This is a genomic window from Azospirillum sp. A23 (genome assembly GCF_042938965.1).
In the GTDB taxonomy this organism is placed as follows: domain Bacteria; phylum Pseudomonadota; class Alphaproteobacteria; order Azospirillales; family Azospirillaceae; genus Azospirillum; species Azospirillum melinis.
On the sequence record NZ_CP170667.1, the window covers coordinates 1,566,851 to 1,590,028 of the forward strand.

The 23,178-nt window shown below is 66.1% G+C and carries 23 protein-coding genes and 1 pseudogene; 9 read left to right on the top strand and 15 right to left on the bottom strand.

Features of this window, described 5'->3' with window-relative positions:
- Positions 1-156 precede the first annotated feature (156 nt).
- The gene (locus ABNQ40_RS24765; protein ID WP_109049266.1) at positions 157-729 is read left to right on the top strand and encodes a recombinase family protein; all 573 of its coding nucleotides are present in this window, start codon (positions 157-159) and stop codon (positions 727-729) included.
- Positions 730-824: 95 nt separating this feature from the next.
- Here the strand turns inward: ABNQ40_RS24765 and ABNQ40_RS24770 are convergent, their stop codons facing one another.
- Together ABNQ40_RS24770 and ABNQ40_RS24775 are read right to left on the bottom strand one after the other, a co-directional pair.
- The gene (locus ABNQ40_RS24770) at positions 825-1,184 is read right to left on the bottom strand and encodes a helix-turn-helix transcriptional regulator (protein ID WP_109049267.1); all 360 of its coding nucleotides are present in this window, start codon (positions 1,182-1,184) and stop codon (positions 825-827) included.
- 301 nt (positions 1,185-1,485) lie between these two features.
- Positions 1,486-2,285: pseudogene (locus ABNQ40_RS24775) on the bottom strand (IS5 family transposase).
- Positions 2,286-2,381: 96 nt separating this feature from the next.
- Between ABNQ40_RS24775 and ABNQ40_RS24780 the strand changes: the two are divergent.
- Positions 2,382-3,206 (top strand): IS5 family transposase, encoded by an 825-nt coding sequence (locus tag ABNQ40_RS24780; protein WP_391347618.1) that lies wholly within the window; start codon positions 2,382-2,384, stop codon positions 3,204-3,206.
- Between the two features lie 20 nt (positions 3,207-3,226).
- Here the strand turns inward: ABNQ40_RS24780 and ABNQ40_RS24785 are convergent, their stop codons facing one another.
- The gene (locus ABNQ40_RS24785; RefSeq protein ID WP_146255512.1) at positions 3,227-3,781 is read right to left on the bottom strand and encodes a hypothetical protein; all 555 of its coding nucleotides are present in this window, start codon (positions 3,779-3,781) and stop codon (positions 3,227-3,229) included.
- 278 nt (positions 3,782-4,059) lie between these two features.
- Between ABNQ40_RS24785 and ABNQ40_RS24790 the strand changes: the two genes are divergently transcribed.
- Complete coding sequence (locus ABNQ40_RS24790; RefSeq protein WP_247879948.1) at positions 4,060-4,356, top strand: cupin domain-containing protein; 297 nt, start codon at positions 4,060-4,062, stop codon at positions 4,354-4,356.
- An 82-nt stretch (positions 4,357-4,438) separates the two neighbouring features.
- On the opposite strand, the gene ABNQ40_RS24795 is transcribed toward ABNQ40_RS24790, so the two are convergent.
- Positions 4,439-6,622: a bifunctional diguanylate cyclase/phosphodiesterase gene (locus ABNQ40_RS24795; protein ID WP_109051113.1), complete on the bottom strand. Its 2,184-nt coding sequence runs from the start codon at positions 6,620-6,622 to the stop codon at positions 4,439-4,441.
- A 601-nt stretch (positions 6,623-7,223) separates the two neighbouring features.
- Between ABNQ40_RS24795 and ABNQ40_RS24800 the strand changes: the two genes are divergently transcribed.
- On the top strand, positions 7,224-7,466 hold the full coding sequence (locus tag ABNQ40_RS24800) for a hypothetical protein (RefSeq protein WP_109051112.1): 243 nt from the start codon (positions 7,224-7,226) through the stop codon (positions 7,464-7,466).
- Here ABNQ40_RS24800 and ABNQ40_RS24805 read toward each other — a convergent pair.
- Complete coding sequence (locus ABNQ40_RS24805) at positions 7,438-7,779, bottom strand: YnfA family protein (protein WP_109051111.1); 342 nt, start codon at positions 7,777-7,779, stop codon at positions 7,438-7,440. The two genes, ABNQ40_RS24800 and ABNQ40_RS24805, sit on opposite strands and share 29 nt — an antisense overlap.
- Before the next feature lie 183 nt (positions 7,780-7,962).
- On the opposite strand from ABNQ40_RS24805, the gene ABNQ40_RS24810 reads away from it, so the two are divergent.
- From ABNQ40_RS24810 to trpE, 5 genes are all read left to right on the top strand, one after another.
- Positions 7,963-8,181 carry a hypothetical protein gene (locus tag ABNQ40_RS24810; protein WP_146255511.1) on the top strand — a complete coding sequence of 73 codons (219 nt, stop codon included), beginning with the start codon at positions 7,963-7,965 and terminating at the stop codon, positions 8,179-8,181.
- A 27-nt stretch (positions 8,182-8,208) separates the two neighbouring features.
- A complete protein-coding gene (locus tag ABNQ40_RS24815) occupies positions 8,209-8,547 on the top strand; it encodes a hypothetical protein (RefSeq protein WP_109051109.1) in 339 nt (112 codons plus the stop codon).
- Positions 8,548-8,680: 133 nt separating this feature from the next.
- The gene (locus ABNQ40_RS24820) at positions 8,681-8,860 is read left to right on the top strand and encodes a CsbD family protein (protein WP_109051108.1); all 180 of its coding nucleotides are present in this window, start codon (positions 8,681-8,683) and stop codon (positions 8,858-8,860) included.
- A 231-nt stretch (positions 8,861-9,091) separates the two neighbouring features.
- A complete protein-coding gene (locus ABNQ40_RS24825; RefSeq protein ID WP_109051107.1) occupies positions 9,092-10,972 on the top strand; it encodes a peptidylprolyl isomerase in 1,881 nt (626 codons plus the stop codon).
- 41 nt (positions 10,973-11,013) lie between these two features.
- Positions 11,014-12,525: an anthranilate synthase component I gene (gene trpE, locus ABNQ40_RS24830; protein WP_109051106.1), complete on the top strand. Its 1,512-nt coding sequence runs from the start codon at positions 11,014-11,016 to the stop codon at positions 12,523-12,525.
- Between the two features lie 414 nt (positions 12,526-12,939).
- Here the strand turns inward: trpE and ABNQ40_RS24835 are convergent, their stop codons facing one another.
- From ABNQ40_RS24835 to ABNQ40_RS24880, 10 genes are all read right to left on the bottom strand, one after another.
- On the bottom strand, positions 12,940-14,427 hold the full coding sequence (locus tag ABNQ40_RS24835) for a carboxypeptidase M32 (protein WP_109051105.1): 1,488 nt from the start codon (positions 14,425-14,427) through the stop codon (positions 12,940-12,942).
- Positions 14,405-15,205 carry an SURF1 family protein gene (locus ABNQ40_RS24840; protein WP_109051104.1) on the bottom strand — a complete coding sequence of 267 codons (801 nt, stop codon included), beginning with the start codon at positions 15,203-15,205 and terminating at the stop codon, positions 14,405-14,407. The genes ABNQ40_RS24835 and ABNQ40_RS24840 overlap by 23 nt, the downstream gene beginning before the upstream one ends.
- Positions 15,202-15,573 carry a DUF983 domain-containing protein gene (locus tag ABNQ40_RS24845; protein ID WP_109051103.1) on the bottom strand — a complete coding sequence of 124 codons (372 nt, stop codon included), beginning with the start codon at positions 15,571-15,573 and terminating at the stop codon, positions 15,202-15,204. The genes ABNQ40_RS24840 and ABNQ40_RS24845 overlap by 4 nt, the downstream gene beginning before the upstream one ends.
- 69 nt (positions 15,574-15,642) lie before the next feature.
- Entirely contained in the window at positions 15,643-16,518 is an 876-nt protein-coding gene (locus ABNQ40_RS24850; RefSeq protein ID WP_199235385.1) for a cytochrome c oxidase subunit 3, read from the bottom strand.
- A 21-nt stretch (positions 16,519-16,539) separates the two neighbouring features.
- On the bottom strand, positions 16,540-17,202 hold the full coding sequence (locus ABNQ40_RS24855; protein ID WP_391347628.1) for a cytochrome c oxidase assembly protein: 663 nt from the start codon (positions 17,200-17,202) through the stop codon (positions 16,540-16,542).
- Complete coding sequence (locus ABNQ40_RS24860; protein ID WP_109051101.1) at positions 17,202-17,387, bottom strand: hypothetical protein; 186 nt, start codon at positions 17,385-17,387, stop codon at positions 17,202-17,204. Before ABNQ40_RS24860 ends, ABNQ40_RS24855 begins: the two co-directional genes overlap by 1 nt.
- Positions 17,384-18,295, bottom strand: a complete 912-nt coding sequence (gene cyoE / locus ABNQ40_RS24865; protein WP_391347631.1) for a heme o synthase — start codon at positions 18,293-18,295, stop codon at positions 17,384-17,386. Before cyoE ends, ABNQ40_RS24860 begins: the two co-directional genes overlap by 4 nt.
- Before the next feature lie 165 nt (positions 18,296-18,460).
- A complete protein-coding gene (ctaD, locus tag ABNQ40_RS24870; RefSeq protein WP_098740070.1) occupies positions 18,461-20,080 on the bottom strand; it encodes a cytochrome c oxidase subunit I in 1,620 nt (539 codons plus the stop codon).
- Between the two features lie 119 nt (positions 20,081-20,199).
- Entirely contained in the window at positions 20,200-21,060 is an 861-nt protein-coding gene (coxB, locus tag ABNQ40_RS24875) for a cytochrome c oxidase subunit II (protein ID WP_391347633.1), read from the bottom strand.
- A 570-nt stretch (positions 21,061-21,630) separates the two neighbouring features.
- Complete coding sequence (locus ABNQ40_RS24880) at positions 21,631-23,016, bottom strand: DUF3422 family protein (protein ID WP_391347635.1); 1,386 nt, start codon at positions 23,014-23,016, stop codon at positions 21,631-21,633.
- Positions 23,017-23,178 lie beyond the last annotated feature (162 nt).

Here is a 23,178-nt window from a genome sequence, read left to right on the forward strand (position 1 = left end):
CTTCAGGAAGATCCCTGACGAATTCGTTTTAAATGATTCGCCAACAGTATCTCGCCGTTTGACGGTCAAGCACCAAAGTGTCCGGAAACCCGCGTTGACGACGGCTTTTCGGACACATAGTTTGTCGGACGGGTTTCCGGACAAACGGAGCGGGCGGTGGCGAACATCGGCTATGCCAGAGTCTCGACCGCTGATCAGGATCCGGCTCTGCAACTCGACGCCTTGGCCAAGGCAGGCTGCGAGCGGGTCTTTCAGGATCAAGCATCCGGAGCCAAGGCTGATCGACCTGGGTTGGCGGCAGCCATCGCCTTCGCACGGGTCGGCGACAGTCTGGTGGTCTGGAAGCTGGACCGTCTCGGCCGATCTCTTCCGCACCTGATCGAAACGGTGAACATGCTGGAGTCTCGTGGCGTCGGCTTTCGGTCGCTGACCGAAGCGATCGACACGACCACACCCGGCGGCCGGCTGGTGTTTCACATCTTCGGCGCTCTCGGCCAGTTCGAGCGTGATCTCATCCGGGAACGGACCCGTGCCGGTTTGGTCGCTGCTGTCGCTCGTGGCCGGAAGGGCGGGCGCACGCCAGTGGTGACAGAGGAGAAGCTCCGCCGAGCAAAGGCGCTCCTCGCTCAAGGTCTCACGGTTCGTGAAGTCGCTGCGCGGATCAAGGTCGGAAAGACCGCGCTCTATGCAGCTCTTGGCATAAATGGCAACGAAGATAGCGGTCTATAAGTAAAACCCTTACCCCGTCGTAAGCAAACTCGTCCCCGTCTCGGCCCCTAAATCACGGGATAATTAGGTGCTCAAAATTATATTCTACATGCCGCTCAGCGAGACCGCTTGGTCTGGTCCGATCGGACCAAAAGCAGGGTCTCGATTAACCTCAATGCTGCTTCCGCTTCTCGGTCATTGAGAGTGCGGAGCACATCGCGAATCTGCGCTTCCGTTCCGGCTCTCGTCGGTGACATCGGAATTCCATCATCGAAAAAGTCCGATATTGGCACTGCAAGATGACGCGATAGTCGGTCCAGTGTTTCCAATGCGGCGATGGTCCGACCACGCTCAATGTTCCCAACAGTGTCGACGCTGCAGTCGACGGCTTCGGCCAACTGCTCTTGCGTGAGTCCGCGGCGCTCTCTCAAAGCCCGTAGCCGCTTCCCAACACGCCGTTTTAGATCCTCGATCATCGCCGGAAGTGTCACAGCCGGCTAAGGTATTTGACCACCGAGCGAATTCAGCTTATTCATAAAAAAAGCGGCTTCGTTCGGGAAACCTGCAATTCTTTGCTGGATCGTCTCGCGGCCAACCTGGAGCCCCTCCTACGCTAACGACATTCCCACGGCTGACCGACAGGTTGATAACAATGAAACGAAGAATGGTCGTCGTCGCCTTTGTCCTGGCGACCGGATGCACGGTATCGATGGAAAAGCAGCAGACAAGTCTCGTTTCCACCCCGCCCTCCAAGCGGACGACCGAGGCTAAGAGCGCCTAACAGAACCATCTCTGGACGAAGCGCCAGCAGATGAGGCTGGCGGCGATGTGGTGGAAGGCGGTGAAGATGTCGGCGCACCGCTCGTAACGGACGGCGAGGCGGCGGAAGCGGGCAAACCAGGCCAAGGTACGCTCGACGACCCAACGGTGTCGGCCCAGGCGCTCGCTGTTCTCGATGCCGCGGCGGGCGATGCGCGGAATGATGGCCCGCCGTCGCAACGCCCGCCGGCAGAAGGCGAAATCATAGCCCTTGTCAGCGTGCAACTTGGTTGGGCGTCGTCGTGGGCGACCCGCGCATTGCCGGATCGCCGGCACGGCATCGACGACTTCCTCCAACAACTTGCTGTCATGCCGGTTGGCTGGAGAAATCCTCACGGCCAGCGGGATGCCGTTGGCATCAACGAGGATGTAGCGCTTGGAACCCGGCTTGCCACGGTCCGTCGGGTTCGGCCCGGCGCCCCCCTTTTTGCCGGGACTGCGGCGCTGTCCACGGCGGCTCGCTCCCAGTTGATCGCGTTGGCATAGCCCAGCCGATCCAAGAGGACACGGTGCAGGCGTTCCCAGACACCGGCTTGGTGCCATTCGTGCAGCCGGCGCCAGCATGTCATGCCTGAGCCGCAGCCCATCTCCACCGGCAGCAATTCCCAGGGAATGCCGGAGCGCAGTACAAACAGGATGCCGGTCAGCGCCGCGCGGTTGTCCAGCCGGGGTCGCCCGCCCTTCGGCTTGGGCGGCTCCGGAGGGAGCAGCGGTTCAATCAGCGCCCACAGGGCGTCGGAGACGAGAGGTGCAGCCATGCCCCTCCCAACAGCCCAAATCCCGTTTTGTTAGGCGCTCTTAGAGACCGTTTGAAAAGGGTTGGCTGTGCCGGCGTGATATGATTCAAACTTCGGATGTGGACCGAAGCGACGCGCAGCCGAATGGCCAGGATCGAGAAGAAGGCGAAGCGGTATTCGACGGACCTGACCGATGAGGAATGGTGTCTGATAGAGCCGCTGATGCCGCAGAAGGCCAACACCGGCCGTCCGCGGTCGGTGGACCTTCGGGAAATCTTGAATGCCTTGCGCTACTTGGCTCGGACGGGCTGTGGCTGGCGGCTTTTACCGAAGGACTTCCCACCGTGGCAGACGGTGTATTGGTGGTTTCGGCATCTCCTGCGGCGCTTGCTGTTTCAGACGATCCACGACGTGGCGTTGATGATCGACCGTGAACGGGCTGGACGCGAGGCCAGTCCGAGCGCCGGGGTTGTGGACAGCCAATCGGTGAAAGCTCCCGCCGCCACCGCGGAGCGTGGCTATGACGCGGGCAAGAAAATCAATGGGCGCAAGCGGCACATCGCGGTCGACACCGATGGCCGCCTGTTGATGGTGAACCTGACCAAGGCTGACATCTCCGACTCTGCCGGAGCCCAGAAAATTCTGGAGGCGATGCGCAAGCGTTGGCCGTGGATGAAGCATCTCTTCGCCGACAGCGCCTATGATCGCAAGAAGCTGATGGACAAGGCTGCCTTCCTCGACTTCACCATCGAGGTGGTCCGGCGAACCGACACAGAGCCAGGCTTCAAAGTCGTACCGCGGCGCTGGGTGGTCGAGCGGACCTTCGGATGGATGACCCGCTGGAGACGTCTGGTTCGAGACTATGAAGCCCGGATCGACGTCTCTGGCGGCATGATACAGCTCGCCATGGCGAGCCTGCTACTTCGGCGAGTTTGCCGGTGAAGCGGTTGTCAAACGGACTCTTAGTCCCTCTCAATCGATTCGGGCCAGCCGCCAGCGGCAACTATCGCGCGGCACGCTAATTCATAGTCCTGCCATTTCGCCTCGAAGACGGCGCTATAAGCATCTCTGGCGCACATCAAACGCGATCTATTAATAGAACGCACCTCCATCACAACATTGGAATGCTGTTCTCCCAGATGCTCTCTCAGGATCCGCGCCGCAGCTGCCGAATCGTCGATTTCAGCCATTTTCCCTAGGATCGTTGACACGGCTGGTTCATCGTTAAGCTGCGGAAGATCAGCCAAGGCCTTCCTTTTTCGAGGATTTTTTACGCTTCTTACGATACTTGCCGGTAGGCTAGGTGTAACATGCGCCGGAATAAGCCTTTCAAGTACCAAGCTTTGGAAGGCTTGCGCTGCTGTTTTTGCATATTCGAACTTTGTTAAGTCATCACCCTGCGCACCTTCTAAATAGCTAAAGTACATTTTTAGAAGGGAAGACACTTCCAATCCCGTGGCCTCAGCAAGGTATGAGGTCAGGTTGTCGGACTGCGCTTGCTCCAACCACGCAATCATGCGCCTAATCCCAGCGAACCGGGCTCGTAGGGTGACTGCCGAAAGGTGCGATCCCCTCCGAATCAGGCAATCGCCGATTTTTGTGACGTAATCCTCGTCCCAACGACTCGGATCAAATTTGATAGAAACCCGGGAACTCTTACTCCTGGGGAGCGGAAACCAAAGTTCCCCGCAGGCACCTGAGGCATGAGCGTCGCTGGTCATGGCCGCGCTGCCGTGTACAGTTCACGATGCTCCAATCGTGCGCGCACCGTTAACAGCGCTCAAGTGCAACGTTCGTGAACAATCCGCCATCCAATCTAATGCGGGAGATCTGGCTCTGGCACGGCGGGGCGCCGCTGGAACTGTCGATTTATCAGGATGGCGGGACGGTCGAGCGCCGCCGGCTGGGGCTGGACATCGCCGAAGGCGAGCGGCCGCAGGCGGTGATGCCGGTGGGAGCCTGGCAGGCAGCGCGGAGCTTGGCCGAGGGACCGGACGGCTGGTCGCTGGTGAGCTGCACCGTGGCGCCGGCCTTCGAGTTCGCCGGGTTCCGGATGGCGCCGGAGGGATGGGAGCCGGCGGAAAAGCCGTGAGGGGCGGATGACCGTCCCCTCGCCCGGATCGCTCACGCCAAGATCGCTCGGCCCTTGATCGTCCCGGCGTCGGACCGGGAGATCAGGCGATGGCTGGCGCGGCCTGCGTGCGCACCATGTCGGCCAGCGCCTCGGGCGCCATCGGGCGGCCGAACAGGTAGCCCTGCATCAGGTCGCAGCCGACAGACACCAGGAAATCGCGCTGTTCCGCCGTCTCCACCCCTTCCGCCACGGTGGTCAGGCCAAGGCCGTGCGCCATGCCGACGGCGGCGCGGACCAGCGCGTTGCTCTTCGGATTTTCCGGCACGTCGATGACGAAGGCGCGGTCGATCTTCAGCTTCGCCACCGGCAGCTGCTGCACATAGCTGAGCGAGGAATAGCCGGAGCCGAAATCGTCGATGGCCGCCTGGATGCCGAGATCGGCCAGCTCGCCCAGCGTCCGCACCGCCACCTTCAGGTCGCGCACCGCCGCCTGTTCGGTGATCTCCAGCCCGAGATGGCTGCGCAGCGACGGATGCTCGCCCAGCAATTCCTCCAGGCGCAGCGTGAGGTTGCCGCGCAGGAACTGCTGTCCCGAGATGTTGAGGAAGACGCGGTCGGGCAGCACGCCCTCCGCCTCCCAGGCCGTCATCTGGGCGATGGCGGTGGACAGCACCCAGTCGGTGATCGGGACGATCAGGCCGCTTTCCTCGGCGACCGGGATGAACTCCCCGGGCGAGACCGGCCCCAGCGCGTGATGGTCCCAGCGCAGCAGCGCCTCCGCCGAGCGGACCCGGCCGGCCTTGTCGACGATGGGCTGGTAGACGAGGCGCAGCTCGTTCCGTTCGATCGCGTGGGTCAGATGCATGGTCAGCATCATCCGCCGCGTCGCCGCCGCCGCCATTTCCGGCGTATAGAAGCAGATGGCATTGCCGCCATTGTGCTGCACCGCCTGCAAGGCGAGCTTGGCCTTGGCGTTCAGATCCTCCAGCGTGCTGACCGTCTCGTCCTGCACCGCGGCGCCGACCGACAGCCGCAGCCGCACCCAATGGCGGTCGGCGTAGATCGACGCGGTCAGCCGGTCGTGCAGCACCCCGGCCAGCGTGCGCGCCTGATCGGCGTCGGCCACCCGTGACAGCGCTGCGAATTCGTCGGCGGCGATGCGGCAGATGATGGTGTTGGGCGGCAGCACCTCGGTCACCCGGCTGACCATCGCCTTCAGCGCGGCATCGCCGACATGGAAGCCGAAGGCTTCGTTCACGTCGCTGAACTGGTCGACGTCCAGCGCGAACAGCGCGAACAGCCCGCCGCCTGCCCCGCCACTGCCGCTGCCCTCCGGCCCGTCGGCGCGGTGGCCGGCGAACAGCGCCTCGCACTCCTCCAAAAAGGCGGTGCGGGTCAGAACGCCGGTCAGCGGGTCGTGCCGCGCAAGGTAGGAGGCGCGCTGCTCCGCCGCCAGACGGTCGGAAATGTCGCGGATGATGCCGACGAAGGTGACGTCGTCGCCCATCCGCGCCTCGCCGACGCTGAGATGGATGGGGAACACCGTGCCGTCCTTGCGCTGGCCCAGCGTGTCGCGGCCGATGCCGATGATCTTGGCCCGCTCGGTCCGCATGTAGGTGTCGACATAGCGGGTGTGGTCGCGGGAGAAGGGAGGCGGCATCAGGACGGTCATGCTGCGCCCGACCAGTTCGCTGTCCTCATAGCCGAACAGGCGGCAGCAGGCGCGGTTGATCGAGCGGATGGTGCCGCTGCGGTCGGACACGATGATGCCGTCCACCGCGGCGTCCAGCAGGGTGGCGACGAAGGCGTCGCGGCAGGTCACGAACTCGGCGATGCGGTCGGGATCGCCGGTCTGGTGAAAGGTGCCGAGATAGCCGAGGATCGTGCCTGCGCCGTCGCGATGGGCGGTTACGCTGCCGCTGAGAATCGAACGGCGGCCGTCGCAGCCGACCGTCGGGCAATCGACCGGGGCGGAGCCGTGCGCCTGGGACTGGCCCAGGGAGGTGATGGCGGCGATGGCGGCCCCCAGCGCCACGGTCACGGGATGATCGATGGCGGCGAGCGGCCGGCCGACCAGTTCCGCCGGCGAGCGGTCGAGCGCCGCGGCGAAATGGCGGTCGGCATGCCGGCACACGCGGTCGCGGTCCAGATAGACCAGCGCCATCCCGCCCGCCATCCCGCCATCGTCGAGCAGGCTGGCGGCCAGCGAGGCCAGAAAGGCCGGATCGCGCGGCATCCCGGCGGCATCCGCCGCGCCGGACCCGCTGCACTCGGAACCATTCATCTGATCCGCCGGTTGTAGGTCCACGAAGCGATCCGTTTCTTCTGTCCGGCCCGAAAGACGGACCTCGTGATGCACCGCCGGGATCCCGGCTGACCGAATTCGGATACCCGACGGTGGTATTATGACCCCGTCCGGCATCTTTTCCAACGCCAAGCGGACGCGTAAATGCAGGGCATTTCCGCAACCCTGTCGCCGTGATGCTTTTGCACTCTAACGGTTAGAGGCCGAAGTACGATTGACATGGTTCAATGCGGGCCGCGGTTTCGCAGATAGGCCGGCACCGTCCGCCGCACCACTACAGCTTTCGCGCGTGTGGTCTGCGACAATTCGGGGGCATTGGGTCCGGCGTGCTGGACCTTCGGCGGTATACGCCCCAAGATATTCGCCGACGCTATTCGCCGACACCGGCGATCCGGGAACCATCCCGGCATTTTTCCAACCAGTCCCGTCTCTTTGTGCCTGATGGAGGAATAAACCGCAGGTCCCAGGCGTTTTTCCTGACAATGGCCGCAACAACCGACCCCCGGGGTCGGCTGGCGTCGTCACGTCGGGTCCGCCAACGGTCCGCGGTTCGAGAAAAAACGATTGGGAGCATTCCGTCATGACCAACGCATTCAGCCAGATCCGACACTCCGACGGCCGTGCATATTACCAGGGCACCCCGCTGTCCCTGGCCGATGCGCAGATCATGCTTAACGACGACATCCTGCGTCGCCGGGTGCGCGTCGGGGCCTATCTGCGGGTGGATGACGGCCGGCTGGTGCTGGTCAACGGCCCTGCCCTGCACCCTTGGGTCAGCCAACCGGCGTCGGCGCTCAGCCCCCGCGCGGCCCGGCCAGAATAAGCGCCGCACCGGCCAGACAGATCAGCGCGCCGGCCGCGTCCCAGCGGTCCGGCCGCGCGCCCTCGAACAGCCACAGCCACAGCAGCGACGCCGCGATGTAGACGCCGCCGTAGGCGGCATAGGCCCGCCCGGCGAATTCGGCGTCGGCCCGCGTCAGCAGCCAGGCGAACAGGCACAGGCTGGCCACGCCCGGCACGGCCAGCCACGCGCTGCGGTCCAGCCTTATCCAGGCCCAGAAGGCGAAGCAGCCGGCAATCTCAGCCAGCGCCGCCGCGCCGTACAGCGCCAGCGTCGCGCCCTGTGCCCGATCCATCCGCCCTTCCACCTTCCCCCTGCGTCAGTCGGCAGGATGCTGACGGGCGGGTCTTCCGGCGTCAATACGGCGCGCGCCATTTCAACGCGCCACAGCTCGTTTCAATTTGCTGCTCTAATATTACAGTACATTCATGGACTTGGCTGGGGGTGCGGCATAAATTCGCTGGGCAGGAGGCATACTATGATGCTCATAGACGCTACCGACCCGATGCGGGATGCCATCGAAACGATCCGGGCCACCGACGTGATTTCGGAGTCGAAGAAGCGCGTCCTGGTCCAGGGGCTGGAGGCGTTGCGGAACCGGCATTGTCCGGACCCGCGTCCGATGGCGGGCTGTTGCGAAGAGTGCCTGTCCCGCAGCCGCTGCCTGCCGGCGGTGCTGGATCTGCTCGGTTCCTGACCACGGCCGGGGGGGGGGGAACGCGGAGTGCGCCTGACGCTCGATGACGAAGCCACGCTGTGTTCCGTCGAGATCCTGGCGGAGGCGGTCGAAATGGCCTTCGTTCCCGGTATCCTCGAACTGCGCACCCTGCGCGATTCCCTGAACGATGCCCTGCACACCCGATCCCCGGCGGCGGTGAAGCTGGCCTTCAGCGCCTTCAGTCGGATCGACCGCGATTTCCGCAACCAGATCACCCATCACGCCCTCCAGCTGGCAGCCCTGCGCCGTCACAGCGCCGGGCCGATGCGCCGCGACCTGCCTGGCGATGGCGGCGTGCCGGCGCGGTCGTCCGGCCGCGGAATCGATGGGCCACGCCGGGCGTGACGGGCCGCGCCGGGCGTGAGCCGGGCATGAGCTTGGGGGGTGGGCCGCTCGCCTTTCGTGTATTATTTTTAATGGACCCTTTTGCCTTCCGTTCCGTTGTCCAGGCATAACCAACACAGATGAGGTTGCCACCATGGACAAGGATCGCATCGAGGGCGCTGCCCGTTCCATCAAGGGTGCCATCAAGGAAGCCGCCGGCAAGCTGACCGGCGACACCAAGACCGAAGCCGAGGGCCGTGGCGAGAAGGCGGCCGGCAAGGTTCAGAACACCGTCGGCGGCGCCAAGGATGCGGTGCGCGACACGCTGAAGTGATCGCCCAAGCGATCCCTGCACCTGTAAGGGATTGTTGAGTCGGCAAGACCATCGAACGCCCCGGCCCCGCATCCGTGCAGGGCCGGGGCTTTCGTTTGAACGGAGCTTCGGCCGGCAGGGCACCGGCGGAGATACCCGACCCGGAAATGGGCTGTTGCCGCCCCTCCCTCCCCTATCTATGATGCGCCGCCCCGGCCGGATGGCCGAACGACGCGCTTAGATTCGGGTCCCATGCTCCAGTTCATCCGCAATTTCGCCGGCTCCTGGGTCGTCAAGATCCTGTTCGTGCTGTTGATCCTCAGCTTCGGCATCTGGGGGATCGGCGACGTGTTCCGCTCCACCACGCCCACCACCGTCGCCGAGGTCGGCAAGGTGGAGATCGGGCAGCAGGCGCTGGACCAGGAATTCCGCCGGCAGATGGAGCGGCTGCGCCCGATGCTGGGCGGCAACCTGACCGCCGAGCAGGCCAAGCGCTTCGGCCTTCTGGAACAGTCGCTGCAATCGCTGATCCAGCGCACGCTGTTCGACCTCGCCGCCGCCGACATGGGCATCGCCGTCGGGCCGGAGGTGGTCCGCCTGCGCATCGCCGACGAGCCGGCCTTCCGCAACCAGCAGGGCCAGTTCGACCCCAACATCTTCCGGTCGGTGCTGCGCAACAACCAGCTGACCGAAGACGGCTATGTCGCGATGATCCAGCGCGAGACGGCGCGCCAGCTGATGGCCGGCGCGGTGTCGGCCGGCCTGACCCCGCCGCAGCCGCTGGTGCAGGACCTCTACCGCTATCGCGGCGAAAAGCGCGTGGCGGAGGTGGTGACCCTGCCCAACGCCTCCATCGGCGATGTCGGCGTGCCCGACGACGCGACGATCAAGCAGGCCTACGACGACCATCAGGTCCGCTTCACCGCCCCGGAATACCGCGCCCTCACGGTCGCCCGCCTGTCGCCCGACGCGCTGGCAAAGGACATCAAGATCGACGACGCCCAGCTGCGCAAGGCGTATGAGGAGCGCGCGAACGAGTTCGGCGCCCCGGAAAAGCGCTCGGTCCAGATGGTGGTGACCGACGACGAGGCGAAGGCCAGGCTGATCGCCGACGCCGCCAAGGCCAAGGGTCTGGCCGAGGCCGCCAAGGACGCCGGCGTCGAGCCGGTGACCCTGGACAACATCGCCAAGGCCGACCTGCCGGAGATCGGCGACGCCGCCTTCGCGCTGGAGCCGGGCAAGCCCTCCGATCCGATCAGGAGCGCGCTCGGCTGGCATGTCATGGCCATCACCGGCGTCACCCCGTCCTCGACCAAGAGCTTCGAGGATGTGCGGGACCAGCTGGCGGCCGAGCTGAAGAAGGAGCAGGCGCTCGATTCCGTCTTCTCCATCGCCAACCGGGTCGAGGACCAGCTGGCCAGCGGCGCGTCGCTCGACGAGGTCGCCCAGGCCCAGGGTCTGGTGCTGAGCAAGGTCGCCGCCATCGACAGCACCGGCAAGGCCCCGGACGGCAAGGACGCCGCCCCGGACCTGCCCGGCCTGAAGGCCCTGCTGCCGAACGCCTTCCAGCTGAAGACCGGCGCCTCCACCAACCTGACCGAGGGCGAGGGAAGCAACTTCACCGCCGTCCGGGTCGACAGCGTGATCCCCGCCGCCGTCCGTCCGCTGGCCGACGTGCGCGAGCAGGTCATCGCCGACTGGCAGCAGGAACAGCGCGCCGAGCGCGCCGCCAAGAAGGCGGAAGAGATCGCCGCCCGGCTGAAGCAGGGTGCGGAGGCCGCGGCCCAGGATGTCGCCACCCAGGCCGGCGCCACCTTCGCCATGACCAGCCCCTTCACCCGCGACGCGCAGGCGGTCCAGGGCCTGCCGGCGGAGCTGGTCGCCAAGCTGTTCGGCGCCAAGCCGAACGAGGTCGTCACCGGCAACACCGCCGATGCCCAGGTGGTCACCCGCCTGAAGGAGATCATCCCGGCCGATCCGAAGGCCGCCGACGCCGATCTGGCGCCGGTCCGCGCCGCGGTCGAGCAGGGGATGGAGAGCGATCTGGTGGCGGAGTTCACCAACGCGCTGCGCGACAAGTATCCGGTCCGCATCCATCGCCAGCGCATCGACCAGTTCTTCGCCAGCAACTGAGGCTTCGGCGCAGCCGACAGCAATCCAAGAGGTCTCGTGCCGTGAAGGTCCAGCCCGATATCACCACCTTCGATGCCGCTTACGCCGCCGGTCGGCCGCAGGTGGTGTGGACCACGCTGGTCAGCGATCTGGAGACCCCGGTCTCCGCCTATATGAAGCTGGCGGACGGCCGTCCCTTCGGCTTCCTGCTGGAGTCGGCGGAGCGCGGGGCGGGGTCGCGGCGCGACCGCTATTCGGTGATCGGCTTCAAGCCGGACGTGGTGTGGCGGTCACGCGGCAACCGGGCGGAGATCAACCGCGACGCGCTGCACGACCGCGACGCCTTCAAGCCGCTCGACAAGGCCCCGCTGGACGAGCTGCGCGCCCTGATCAACGAGAGCCGGATCGACCTGCCGGAAGCGCTGCCGCCGATGGCCGCCGGGCTGTTCGGCTACATGACCTACGACATGGTCCGCCTGATGGAGCGGCTGCCGGACAACAATCCGGACGAGCTGAACATCCCGGACGCCATCCTGACCCGGCCCAGCATCGTCGCCATCTTCGACAGCCACACCGATTCGATCACGCTGGTGACGCCGGTCTGGCCGAAGGCCGGCAAGGACGCCGCCACCGCCTATGCTGACGCGCGGGAACGGCTGACCGACGCGCTGGCCGATCTGGAACGCCCCCTGCCCTACCGGCGGGAGCCGCGGGCGGAGGACGGCCTGCCGCTGGCCTGGACCTCCAACACGACGCGCGAGGAGTATCACGCGATCGTGGAGAAGGCGAAGGAGTACATCCGGGCCGGCGACATCTTCCAGGTCGTGCCGTCCCAACGCATCCGCTTCCCCTTCAAGCCGTCGCCGCTGGCGCTGTACCGCACGCTGCGCCGGCTGAACCCGTCGCCCTTCCTGTTCCACTGCGATTTCGGCGACCTGACCGTCGTCGGCTCCAGCCCGGAAATCCTGGTGCGCGTGCGCGACGGCAAGGTCACCGTCCGACCCATCGCCGGCACCCGCAAGCGCGGCGCCACCACGGCGGAGGACGAGGCGCTGGCCGCCGACCTGCTGAGCGATCCGAAGGAACTGGCCGAGCACCTGATGCTGCTCGACCTCGGCCGCAACGACGTCGGCCGGGTGGCGAAGGTCGGCACGGTCAAGGTGACGGCCAAGATGATCGTGGAGCTTTACAGCCACGTCATGCACATCGTCTCCAACGTCGAGGGCGAACTCGATCCGAAGTTCGACGCGCTCGACGCGCTGGTCGCCGGCTTCCCCGCCGGCACGGTGTCCGGCGCGCCGAAGGTCCGCGCCATGGAGATCATCGACGAGCTGGAGAAGGCCCGCCGCGGCGTCTATGCCGGCTGCGTCGGCTATTTCGGTGCGTCGGGCGCCATGGACACCTGCATCGCGCTGCGCACCGCCGTGCTGAAGGACGGCATGATGTATGTCCAGGCCGGCGGCGGCGTCGTCGCCGACAGCGACCCGGAAGCCGAGTATCAGGAGACCGTCAACAAGTCGATGGCGCTGATCCGCGCCGCCGAGGAGACCCTGCGCACCACCGCGCGCGGGTGATCCACGTCACCACGCTCAATGAAAAGGCCGCCCCATGGGGCGGCCTTTTTCATGCGCAGACGGTTGCACGCCAACCAAACAGACTCCATCAGATCGGATTATCCACAGGAAAATGCACGCCACTGGACGGTAGCGCCGCACACATCTGCAACCATGCATCTATAGTGGGGCTGTGTGAACGGGGTGGCGGATAGGCCGCCACCGCCGCACACAAACAAGGGAGAAACGAGGATGGACAAGATCCTCACACTCCTGATCCTGCTGTTGCAGATCGTCAAGGCGTGCCTTGATCTTCTGAACCGCTGATCGGATGGGTGCGTCGGGGTGAATCAGACCCCGGCGCACCTGTCCCTAAAGATAAGCCATTTCCCGCTCTTGCCAAGAGGCTTCCGCACGCCTTCCGCGAGTAGTCAGTCAGAGATACCGCCGCTCCAGATGCCGCTTGAACACCGACGCGTCGAGCGGCCGGCCGGTCGCCGCGGTCAGCAACTCGTCGCCGGAGGCGTGGAAACAGCCGGTCTGATGGACATTCACCCGCAGCCAGTTCACCAGCGGCGCGAACTCGCCGCGCGACAGCGCCGGGACGATCTCCGGATCGGCGGTGCGGGCGGCGTCGAACAGCTGGGCCGCGGTCATCGCGCCCAGCGTGTAGCTGGGGAAATAGCCCCAGCCGCCGCCGGGCCAGTGGATGTCCTGCAAACAGCCGAGCCGGTCGTTCGGCGGAACCACACCGACGAGTTCGGCCATGCCGTCGTTCCAGGCGCCCGGCAGGTCCGGCAGGGTCAGGTCGCCGGCGACCAGCGCCTTTTCCAGGCGGTAGCGCAGGATGATGTGGGCGGGATAGGTCACCTCGTCGGCATTGACGCGGATGAAGCCGCGCTCCACCCGGCTGTAGAGGCGGCGCAGATTGTCGGCCTCCCAGGCCGGCCCCTCCCCGCCGAAAGTCTCGCGCACCACCGGCGCCAGCCAGGTGATGAACTCAGCCGACCGGCAGGCCTGCATTTCCATCAGCAGCGACTGGCTCTCATGCACCGCCATGCCGCGGGACTGGCCGACCGGCTGGGTCAGCCACGCGGCCGGGCGGTTCTGCTCGTACAGCGCATGGCCGGTCTCGTGCAGGATGCCCATCAGCGCATCGGTGAAGTTCGCCTCGTCGTAGCGGGTGGTGATGCGCACATCGCCGGTGGCCCCGCCGCAGAAGGGATGCAGCGACACGTCCAGCCGGCCGCGGCGAAAGTCGAAGCCCAACCGCTCCATCATGCGGACGCCAAGCTCGCGCTGCTTTTCCACCGGGAACGGCCCCTGCGGCTCGGTCACCGCCGGTGCCGCCGCCTGCTTGTCGAGGACGCGGCCGATCAGGTCGGGCAGGAAGCCGGACAGGTCGGCGAACAGCGCGTCGATCCGCTCCGCCCGCGCGCCCGGATCGTGGCTGTCGAGCAGCGCGTCATAGGCGCTGATCCCCATCACGGAGCCGAGCGCCTCGGCTCCCTCGCGGACGCGGGCCAGAACCTCGGTCAGCGAGGGCAGCAGCTTGGCATAGTCGCTCTCCGCCCGCGCGGCGCGCCAGGTCATCTCGCAGACCGATACCGCCTTGCTGGTCGCCTCGACCAGATCGGCGGGAACGGCGGTGGCTTGGATGTGGTGGCGGCGCATCTCGCGCAGATTGGCGCGCTGCCAAGCGTCGAGGCTGCTGTCGCTCTCCGCCTCGGCCAGCAGATCGCCCATGCGCGGATCGGTCGCCAGTTCGTGGGCGATCACCGACAGGGTCGCGGTCTGCTCCGCCCGGCCGTCGTTGGCCCCCTCCGGCATGATCGTCTGGGTGTCCCAGCCGAGGATGCCCAGCGCGTCGCCGATGGCGGCGATGCGGGCGTGGCGGCGTTCAAGCTCCTGATATGCGGTCATCGGGTCGTCCGTCGGTTCCGGTGTCGGCGCGCTTGCGCTGTGACAGCACGTAGATCCCGGCGAGCGTCACCGCAAGCCCGTACCAGGTCAAGGCATACTGCAGGTGGTTGTTCGGCAACTCCACCCGCGGCTCGATCCCCGCCAGCGTCCCGGCCGGCGCACCGGGCAGACCGGCACCCTTAACCGGCAGCATCTCCACCACCACCGGCGCCACATTGCCCAGCGACAGCGCGGCGGCCATCGCCGGCGGATCGGCGCGCATCCAGGCTGAACCCGGCGCCGGGGTGCCGTTGCCGGGCTGGAAGACTCCGGGCGGCTGCGGCACGCGGACGATGCCCCTGACGGTCGTCTCGCCCTCCCCCCGGGCGGCGGCGCGGGTCGCCGGATCGCGGCGGTCCATCGGCACGAAGCCGCGGTTGACCAGCAGGATGCCGGCCCCGTCGGCCCGCTCGAACGGAGTCAGCACCTCATAGCCGACCTGCCCCTGGTGCGGGCGGGCGATCACCAGCAGGTCCTTGTCGTTCAGGAAATGCCCGGCGAGCGTCACCGGCCGGAACTCCCAGGCGGCGGGGTCGTCGATCCGGGCAGGCAGCGGCGCGGGCGGCTCGGCCATCTGCCGGTCGATCCGCGCGATCAGTTCCTGCTTCCAGTGCAGCCGCTCCAGCTGCCATGTGCCGAGCCCGATGGTGACCGCGAGCCCGGCCAGCGTGACCAGCGTCGCTCCCAGCGTGGGGCGGAAATGCCGCCGCCCCGCCGTCTCGACCGCGGTTGCGCTCAAGAGCCCTTCTCCACTTCGCTGCGGCGATAGCGGTACTGGAGGGCGACCACGTAGGCCTTGGCCGGCCGCAGCATGCCCAGCGTCAGGGCCAGCACGACGATGCTCCAGACGATGGCGTGCAGCCAAAGCGGCCAATCCACCGTCATCGACACCCAGAGTGCCACCGGCACCACGAGGAAGCCCAGGATGAAGATCAGGAAGACGGCCGGCCCGTCGCCGCTGTCGACCTGCGAAAAATCCAGGTCGCAGACAGTGCAACGCTCCGCGACGGTCAGGTAGCCGTCGTACAGCCGTCCCTTGCCGCACCGCGGACAGACGCTGCGCAGGCCCGCCGACAAGGGGGAAACACTGGGGTACAGATCGATCACGCCGTCACCTCCCGTCCGGACCGTTCCGGCAGCGATACAGGCCGCCGGAACGGCTCGGAACCGGTCGCGTCAGTGGACGGCGACCACGCCGCCATGGCCGCCCCACCAGTAGACCGACACGAACAGGAACAGCCAGACGACGTCGACGAAGTGCCAGTACCACGCCGCCGCCTCGAAACCGAAATGGCTTTCCGGGGTGAAGTGCCCCTTGACCGTCCGGAACCAGCACACCGCCAGGAAGATGGTGCCGACCAGCACATGGAAGCCGTGGAAGCCGGTCGCCATGTAGAAGGTCGAGGGGAAGATGCCGTCGGTGAACTTGAAGGAGGCGTGGACGTACTCATAGACCTGGAAGAAGCTGAACAGGACGCCAAGCAGCACGGTCAGGCCCAGCGCCTTGGCCGCCGTGCGGTTGTGCCCCTCCAGGATGGCATGGTGGGCCCAGGTGACGGTGACGCCCGACAGCAGCAGGGTCAGCGTCATCATCAGCGGCATGTCGAAGGCGTCGATGACATGCACGTTCGGCGGCGGCCAGATGGCGTCGGGATTGATCGGCGACACCTTCGGTTCCAGCGCCGCGTGGAAGAAGGCCCAGAAGAAGGCGGCGAAGAACATCACCTCCGACGCGATGAACAGCGCCATGCCATAGCGCAGGCCGATCTTCACCACCGGGGTGTGGGCATGCTCCACCACCGATTCCCGGATGACCGACCGCCACCAGCCGAACATCGTCACCAGGATGGCCAGCACACCCAGGATCATCAGCAGCTTGCCGCCGCCATGCATGAAGATGACCAGACCGGTCGCCAGCAGCCCGCCGGAAAAGGCGCCGATCAGCGGCCAGGGGCTCGGCTTCAGCAGATGGTAGGGATGCGGGATGCCGGCGCCCGGTTCATGGGCTGATGGTTCGGCGTGCGGCATTTGCCCGTGGGTGATGTCGGCCATCGTCTCACTACCCCATATGGTTCAGTTTGTGGCGGTCGCCCCCGGCTCCGCCTTTTGTTTTCCTGAGTCCGGCGCCGGGGACGTGGATGCGGCGGCCGTGTGCTGTGCCAGCCTGGCCTCGCTGTCCTTGGCGCGGAAGAAGGTGTAGGACAGCGTGATGGTGCTCACGTCGTCCATGTTCGGGTCGTCGGCCATCGACGGGTCGACGAAGAAGGTCACCGGCATGTCCATGACCTGACCGGGTTCGAGAACCTGTTCGGTGAAGCAGAAGCACTGCATCTTGTTGAAATAGGCGCCCGCCTTTTCCGGTGTGACGTTGTAGACGGCGGTGCCGACGGTCGGCGCCTTCCCGCGATTCTCCGCCCGGTAGGCGGCGAAACCGGTCTCTCCCAGCTTCAGCACCAGATCCTTCTGCTCCGGCCGGAAGGCCCAGGGAAGGGCGGCGTTGGTGTCGGCGTTGAAGCGGACGGTCACCGTGCGCTCGACGACACGCGCCGCGGCCTGTTCGGCCCGCTGGGTGGTGCCGCCGAAACCGGTGACCGAGCAGAACAGGTTGTAGAGCGGGACCGACGCATAGGTCAGCCCGATCATCCCCGCCACCAGCCCGAACAGCGTGCCGAGGACGAGGCGGTTGCGGCGGCGCAGCCTGTCGTCGCGCCCGTTCATCCGGTCGGGCCGGTTCATCAGTGCGCCCCGCCCATCCGGACCACGGTGATCGCATAGAACAGGACCACCAAAGCCAGCAGGGCCGCCAGCACGGCCAGATTGCGCCCGCGCAGCTTTTTTGCCCGCAAGGCAGCTTCCTGCCGGCGCTGCTCTTCGACGGAGTTGCGGGTATCGGTCAGGTCGTCGCGTTCCATCACCGTCATGCCCACCCTCCAAGGATAAGCCGCTCGCCCATCATCACGGCGAACAGCAGGAACAGGTACAGGATCGAGAAACCGAACATCTTCTTGGCCGGCTTGTCGTCGCCTGCCCGCAGGACGCGGACGGCGCAGCCGACGAACATCAGGCCGAGGATGGATGACGCCGCCAGATAGACCGGACCGGCGATGCCGACGAAGGACGGCGCCGCGGCCACCGGCAGCAGGATCAGCGTGTAGAGCAGCATCTGCCGCTTGGTCGCCGCCTCGCCCGCCACCACCGGCATCATCGGCACGCCGGCGCGGGTGTAGTCGCCGTTGCGGAACAGGGCCAGCGCCCAGAAATGCGGCGGCGTCCACAGGAAGATCAGCAGGAACAGCAGGATCGACGGCAGATCGACGCTGCCGGTCACCGCGGCCCAGCCGATCATCGGCGGGAAGGCGCCGGCGGCCCCGCCGATCACGATGTTCTGCGGGGTCCGGCGCTTCAGCCACATGGTGTAGACGAAGACGTAGAAGCCGATGGTCAGCGCCAGCAGCGCCGATGCGGTCCAGTTCACCGCCAGCCCCATCACCACCACCGACAGGACCGACAGGGTGACGCCGAATCCGAGAGCCTCGGCCGGCTCGACGCGGCCAGACGGGATCGGGCGCTTCACCGTGCGGGTCATCACCGCGTCGATGTCGCGGTCGTACCACATGTTGATGGCACCCGACGCCCCGGCGCCGACGGCGATGCACAGGACGGCGACCAAGGCGAGGAAGGGGTGGATGTGGCCGGGCGCCAGCACGATGCCGGCCAGCCCGGTGAAGACCACAAGCGACATGACCCGCGGCTTGAGAAGCTCGATGAAGTCACCGGCCGACGCGCCCCCTGTGTGGTTGAGCGCCAGTTCGTTCGTCACGTCCGTCATATCATGTCCTTGTCTTCTAACCCCGGGCCTTCCAACAAAAAGTCGTCACCCCGGCACCCTCCACACCGGCGCCCATTTTCGGGCTGCTCGGCCTGGTCCCTTGTATCGGTGTCCCTTGTATCGGGCGGGTGCCTCCTTCACGGCGACGCCCGCCCGTTAGCACGCTTACTTGACCTGGGGCAACGTCTCGAACGCATGGAACGGCGGCGGCGAGCTGACCGTCCATTCCAGCGTGCCGGCCTGCGGGCCCCAATAGGCGCCCGGCACCCGCTCGCCGCTGCGCAGCGTCTTCCAGGCGATCCACACGAACAGCAGCGTGGAGGCGAAGGAGAGGTAGGCGCCCAGCGACGAGATCATGTTCCAGCCCCAGAAGGCATCCGGATAGTCCGGGATGCGGCGGGGCATGCCCGACAGGCCGAGGAAGTGCTGCGGGAAGAAGACCAGATTGACGCCGACGAAGGTCGTGTAGAAATGGACCTTGCCCCAGAACTCCGGATACTGCCGCCCCGACATCTTGCCGATCCAGTAGTACCAGCCGGCGAAGATCGAGAACACCGCACCCAGCGACAGCACATAGTGGAAGTGCGCAACGACGTAGTAGGTGTCGTGCATGTAGTTGTCGAGACCGCCGTTCGCCAGCACCACGCCGGTGACGCCGCCGACCGTGAACAGGAAGATGAAGCCCAGCGCCCACAGCATCGGCACCCGGAACTCGATCGAGCCGCCCCACATGGTGGCGATCCACGAGAAGATCTTCACGCCGGTCGGCACCGCGATGATCATGGTGGCGGCGGTGAAGTAGGCCTTGGTGTTGACGTCCAGCCCGACCGTGTACATGTGGTGCGCCCACACGACGAAGCCGACCACGCCGATGGCGACCATGGCGTAGGCCATGCCGAGATAGCCGAACACCGGCTTCTTGGAGAAGGTCGACACGATGTGGCTGATGATGCCGAAGGCCGGCAGGATCATGATGTAGACTTCGGGGTGGCCGAAGAACCAGAACAGGTGCTGGAACAGGATCGGGTCGCCGCCGCCTTCGGGGTTGAAGAAGGTGGTGCCGAAATTGCGGTCGGTCAGCAGCATGGTGATGGCGCCGCCCAGAACCGGGACCGCCAGCAGCAGCAGGAAGGCCGTCACCAGCATCGCCCAGACGAACAGCGGCATCTTGTGCAGCGTCATGCCGGGGGCGCGCATGTTGAAGATGGTGGTGATGAAGTTCACCGCACCCAGGATCGAGCTGGCGCCGGCCAGATGCAGGGCGAAGATCGCCATGTCGACCGACGGCCCGCTGTGCCCCAGCGGCGAGGACAGCGGCGGGTAGATCGTCCAGCCCGTGCCGGCACCGGTGCCGACGAAGGCGGAGCCCAGCAGCAGCAGGAAGGCCGGCACGATCAGCCAGAAGCTGATGTTGTTCATGCGCGGGAAGGCCATGTCGGGCGCGCCGATCATGAGCGGCACGAACCAGTTGCCGAAGCCGCCGATCAGCGCCGGCATCACCACGAAGAACACCATGATCAGGCCGTGCGCCGTGATCAGCACGTTCCACATCTGGCCGTCGGAGACGAACTGCAGCCCCGGCGACTGAAGCTCCGCCCGCATGATGACGGAGAACAGGCCGCCGATCAGCCCGGCGATGACCGAGAAGATCAGATAGAGCGTGCCGATGTCCTTGTGGTTGGTCGAATAGAACCAGCGCTGCACGAAGCCGGGGACGTGATGATCGTCATGCCCGTGCCCATGGTCACCCACATGCTCACCATGTCCCGGTGTGGCGTTTGCCATGTCTCTACCCTTTGTCGCTGTCCCTGGCCGCCGTCCGATCCGGTCTGTCGCGGAGCGCCGGCAGCTGGGTTGGGTTCTTCTTATCGCGTCGTCCCTGTGGCGGGCTGTGCGAAGTCCGCTTATTCGACCAGCGTTCCGGTCGGGCGCTGCGCCACGTCGCGGTCGCCGTCCCTGGGGGCGTTGGCCGGCGCGTAGGCGGTCTTGGCCTTGGCGACCCAGGCGTCGAACGCCTCTTTCGACACCGCTTCCACCGCGATCGGCATGAAGCCGTGGTTGGTGCCGCAGATCTCGGAGCACTGGCCGTAATAGACGCCTTCGCGCTCGGCCTTGAACCAGGTCTCGTTGATGCGGCCGGGCACGCCGTCCTTCTTCAGGCCGAAGGCGGGAACCGCCCAGGAATGGATCACGTCGCCGGCCGTCACCAGCACGCGGACGGTGGTGTTGACCGGAACGACCACGCGGTTGTCGACCTCCAGCAGGCGCTTCTGGCCGGGCTTCAGGTCGGCTTCGGCGATCATGTAGCTGGAGAAGGTGATGTTGCCGTGGTCGGGATATTCGTAATCCCAGTACCACTGGTGGCCGATCACCTTGATGGTCATGTCGGCCTGCGGAATGCGTTCCGCCGCGTAGAGCAGCTTGAAGGACGGAACGGCGATCACGATCAGGATGATGACCGGAACCACGGTCCAGGCGACCTCGAGCAGCGTGTGGTGCGAGGTCCTGGACGGGACCGGGTTCCGCTTCGCGTTGAACCGGACGACGCAATAGGCCATCAGCCCCGCGACGAAGACCACGATCAGCGTGATGACGACGGTCAGCAGGTCGTTGAACGAGGTCATCAGGTGTTTGACCGGCGAGGCGGAGGGCTGCATGCCCATTTCCCACGGTCGCGGCTCGTTCGCCAGGGCGGCCATGCTGAAGCCGCCCACCATCGACAGGACCGCCGCCAGGCCGGCGGCGTACAGGCTTTGCCTTCTCATCCCCAACCCCTTCTTAGCCGCGACGCTCGTCATGGCCCGCGGTCGTCTCTCCCGCCGACGCTCCCTCCGCCCTGTTGATCCGGACCGGTTTCAGTTCGCGCGGTCCATAGTTGGGCTTATCAGCGAACGTCAGTTTATGCAGGGATCACGCCATCTTAGCGCGACATATACCCGCAGCCGGAGCTTATCCCCGTGCCCCGCTGGGTTACAAGCCTTTCCTCTCTCCCACCGATTGCCCCATCGTTTGCATAGACTTTTCCTCACATTCAGATGAACCGTGGGAACAAAGGTTGAGCGAAAACAGGGGTCATGCCATGCGGCATTCCGCCGCAGTCCGTTGGACCAGCTGATTTTCTCAGGATTGGCTACGGGAAATGAATGCCAGCGCTCAGGCCACGGCGCGCAGGATTGTTGCGGTAGCGGCGTGCGACTCACGGATTGAGGATGGGCAAGGTCCGGGCGTCCCGCCAGATGCGCGAAGGTGATAGACGGCGCGCCCCACCCTCCCCGGCCCGGCTAAGGAGGGTTTGCGGCACCCTCAACGGATCGGACAGGCGGCAACCGCGCCGTTCAATGACTGCCGACCAGCACCTTGCGGATCCGTCGCACGCCCGACCAGACGAAGGCGATGACGATGGGGATCATCAGCCCGACCAGCAGGTCGGGATCGACCTTGAAACCGAAGCCTTTCAAGCCCTTGGCCGCATAGCCGACGATGCCGACGAGGTAATAGCTGATCGCCACCACCGACAGCCCTTCGACCGTCTCCTGCAGGCGAAGCTGCAACTGCGCACGGCGGTCCATCGACTGGAGCAGCTCGGCATTCTGCCCTTCCACCGCGATCTCCACGCGGGTGCGCAGCAGCGTGCTGGCCCGCGCGACACGCTGCGACAGCGAATCGAGCCGCTCCTCCACCGCCTCGCAGGTGCGGATCGCCGGGGTCAGGCGGCGGTCCATGAACTCCTGGACGGTCTGCAACCCCTCGATCCGGATCTCGCGCAGCTCCTCGATTCGCCGCTCCACCAGCTCGTGATAGGCGCGGGCGGCACCGAATCGGTAAGCGGTCTCGGCGGCGATCTGCTCGGTCTGCGCCGCCAGCAGGGTCAGGCGGTCGAGCAGGTCGCGCTCGTCCTGCAAGCCGCGCAGGCTGGCGATGCGGGCGGTGACCTCGGCCAGCCCGGCCTCGATCGGGCCGATTCGCGGCAGCACGCCGCGCGCCATCGGCAGGGCCAGCAGAGCCAGAACGCGGTAGGTCTCGATCTCCAGCAGGCGCTGGACGACGCGGCCGGTCTGGCGCGGCGTCATCGAGTGGTCGGCGACCAGCATGCGGGAAAAGCCGTCGCCATGGATACGGAAGTCGGTCCAGGCGGTGGCCGAGCGGCCGGCGATTCGCGACCCGACATAGCTTTCCGAACCGAACATCGCCGCCATCATGTTGGCCGACGGCTCGGGCGTGTCGGGGTCGAGCACCGCGACATGGATGCCGACCAGCAGTTCGCCCGGCAGCCCGGCCAGCCAGTCGCGCGGCAGGGCGTGCAGCGCCGGATCCACGAAGGGGTCGACGACGGAGCCGGCCGGCATGGCGCTGGGACGGAAGACCGTCCAGGTCGAAAACTCGGTATGCCGCTCCCACTTCAGATTGAAGCTGCCGAAGGAGGCGCTGTGGTGGGTGGCGCCCTGCGGCGGACGGACCACGCCGGCCCAGTCGCACAGCGCCTCCAGATGCCGGCGGTCGGCCTCCGCCGCCCCTTCGCCCGACAGCATCGCCAGCATGGTGGCGCGCACCGGGGCGGCCAGCGCCTCCGGCGGGCGGGCATGCACCTCGTTGGTGAGCGTCTGGCGCAGCGGATGGTCGCGCAGCGGGCGCAGGCCGGACATGGCGCCGCCGGCTCCGGCTCCGGTCAGGCCGGCGCGGTTCAGGGTATCGGCTGTCGTCCGCGCCACACCGTCGGTCATGATACCCTCCGCCATCCCGGCACCGCCCACCGTCAGGTTACACAATCAGGCATCGGCGAACTTGCCGGATCGCGCCAGCGTCGCCACACTATAGTCCGTCCGTTAGAACACATCGTACGGTGCGGCGCGAGATCGCCCGCTATGACACTGTGTCCTACCTTG

Excerpts from the sequence above, each read along its gene's own strand:
- ABNQ40_RS24860 (WP_109051101.1), bottom strand. The coding sequence starts at position 17,387 with ATGACGGTGATGGAACGCGACGACCTGACCGATACCCGCAACTCCGTC.
- ABNQ40_RS24855 (WP_391347628.1), bottom strand. The coding sequence starts at position 17,202 with ATGAACCGGCCCGACCGGATGAACGGGCGCGACGACAGGCTGCGCCGC.
- cyoE (WP_391347631.1), bottom strand. The coding sequence starts at position 18,295 with ATGACGGACGTGACGAACGAACTGGCGCTCAACCACACAGGGGGCGCG.
- ABNQ40_RS24785 (WP_146255512.1), bottom strand. The coding sequence starts at position 3,781 with ATGATTGCGTGGTTGGAGCAAGCGCAGTCCGACAACCTGACCTCATAC.
- ABNQ40_RS24880 (WP_391347635.1), bottom strand. The coding sequence starts at position 23,016 with ATGACCGACGGTGTGGCGCGGACGACAGCCGATACCCTGAACCGCGCC.
- ABNQ40_RS24795 (WP_109051113.1), bottom strand. The coding sequence starts at position 6,622 with ATGAATGGTTCCGAGTGCAGCGGGTCCGGCGCGGCGGATGCCGCCGGG.
- ABNQ40_RS24810 (WP_146255511.1), top strand. The coding sequence starts at position 7,963 with ATGATGCTCATAGACGCTACCGACCCGATGCGGGATGCCATCGAAACG.
- ABNQ40_RS24835 (WP_109051105.1), bottom strand. The coding sequence starts at position 14,427 with ATGACCGCATATCAGGAGCTTGAACGCCGCCACGCCCGCATCGCCGCC.
- ABNQ40_RS24780 (WP_391347618.1), top strand. The coding sequence starts at position 2,382 with ATGTGGACCGAAGCGACGCGCAGCCGAATGGCCAGGATCGAGAAGAAG.
- ABNQ40_RS24800 (WP_109051112.1), top strand. The coding sequence starts at position 7,224 with ATGACCAACGCATTCAGCCAGATCCGACACTCCGACGGCCGTGCATAT.
- ABNQ40_RS24820 (WP_109051108.1), top strand. The coding sequence starts at position 8,681 with ATGGACAAGGATCGCATCGAGGGCGCTGCCCGTTCCATCAAGGGTGCC.
- ctaD (WP_098740070.1), bottom strand. The coding sequence starts at position 20,080 with ATGGCAAACGCCACACCGGGACATGGTGAGCATGTGGGTGACCATGGG.
- ABNQ40_RS24805 (WP_109051111.1), bottom strand. The coding sequence starts at position 7,779 with ATGGATCGGGCACAGGGCGCGACGCTGGCGCTGTACGGCGCGGCGGCG.
- coxB (WP_391347633.1), bottom strand. The coding sequence starts at position 21,060 with ATGAGAAGGCAAAGCCTGTACGCCGCCGGCCTGGCGGCGGTCCTGTCG.
- ABNQ40_RS24850 (WP_199235385.1), bottom strand. The coding sequence starts at position 16,518 with ATGGCCGACATCACCCACGGGCAAATGCCGCACGCCGAACCATCAGCC.
- ABNQ40_RS24825 (WP_109051107.1), top strand. The coding sequence starts at position 9,092 with ATGCTCCAGTTCATCCGCAATTTCGCCGGCTCCTGGGTCGTCAAGATC.
- ABNQ40_RS24770 (WP_109049267.1), bottom strand. The coding sequence starts at position 1,184 with ATGATCGAGGATCTAAAACGGCGTGTTGGGAAGCGGCTACGGGCTTTG.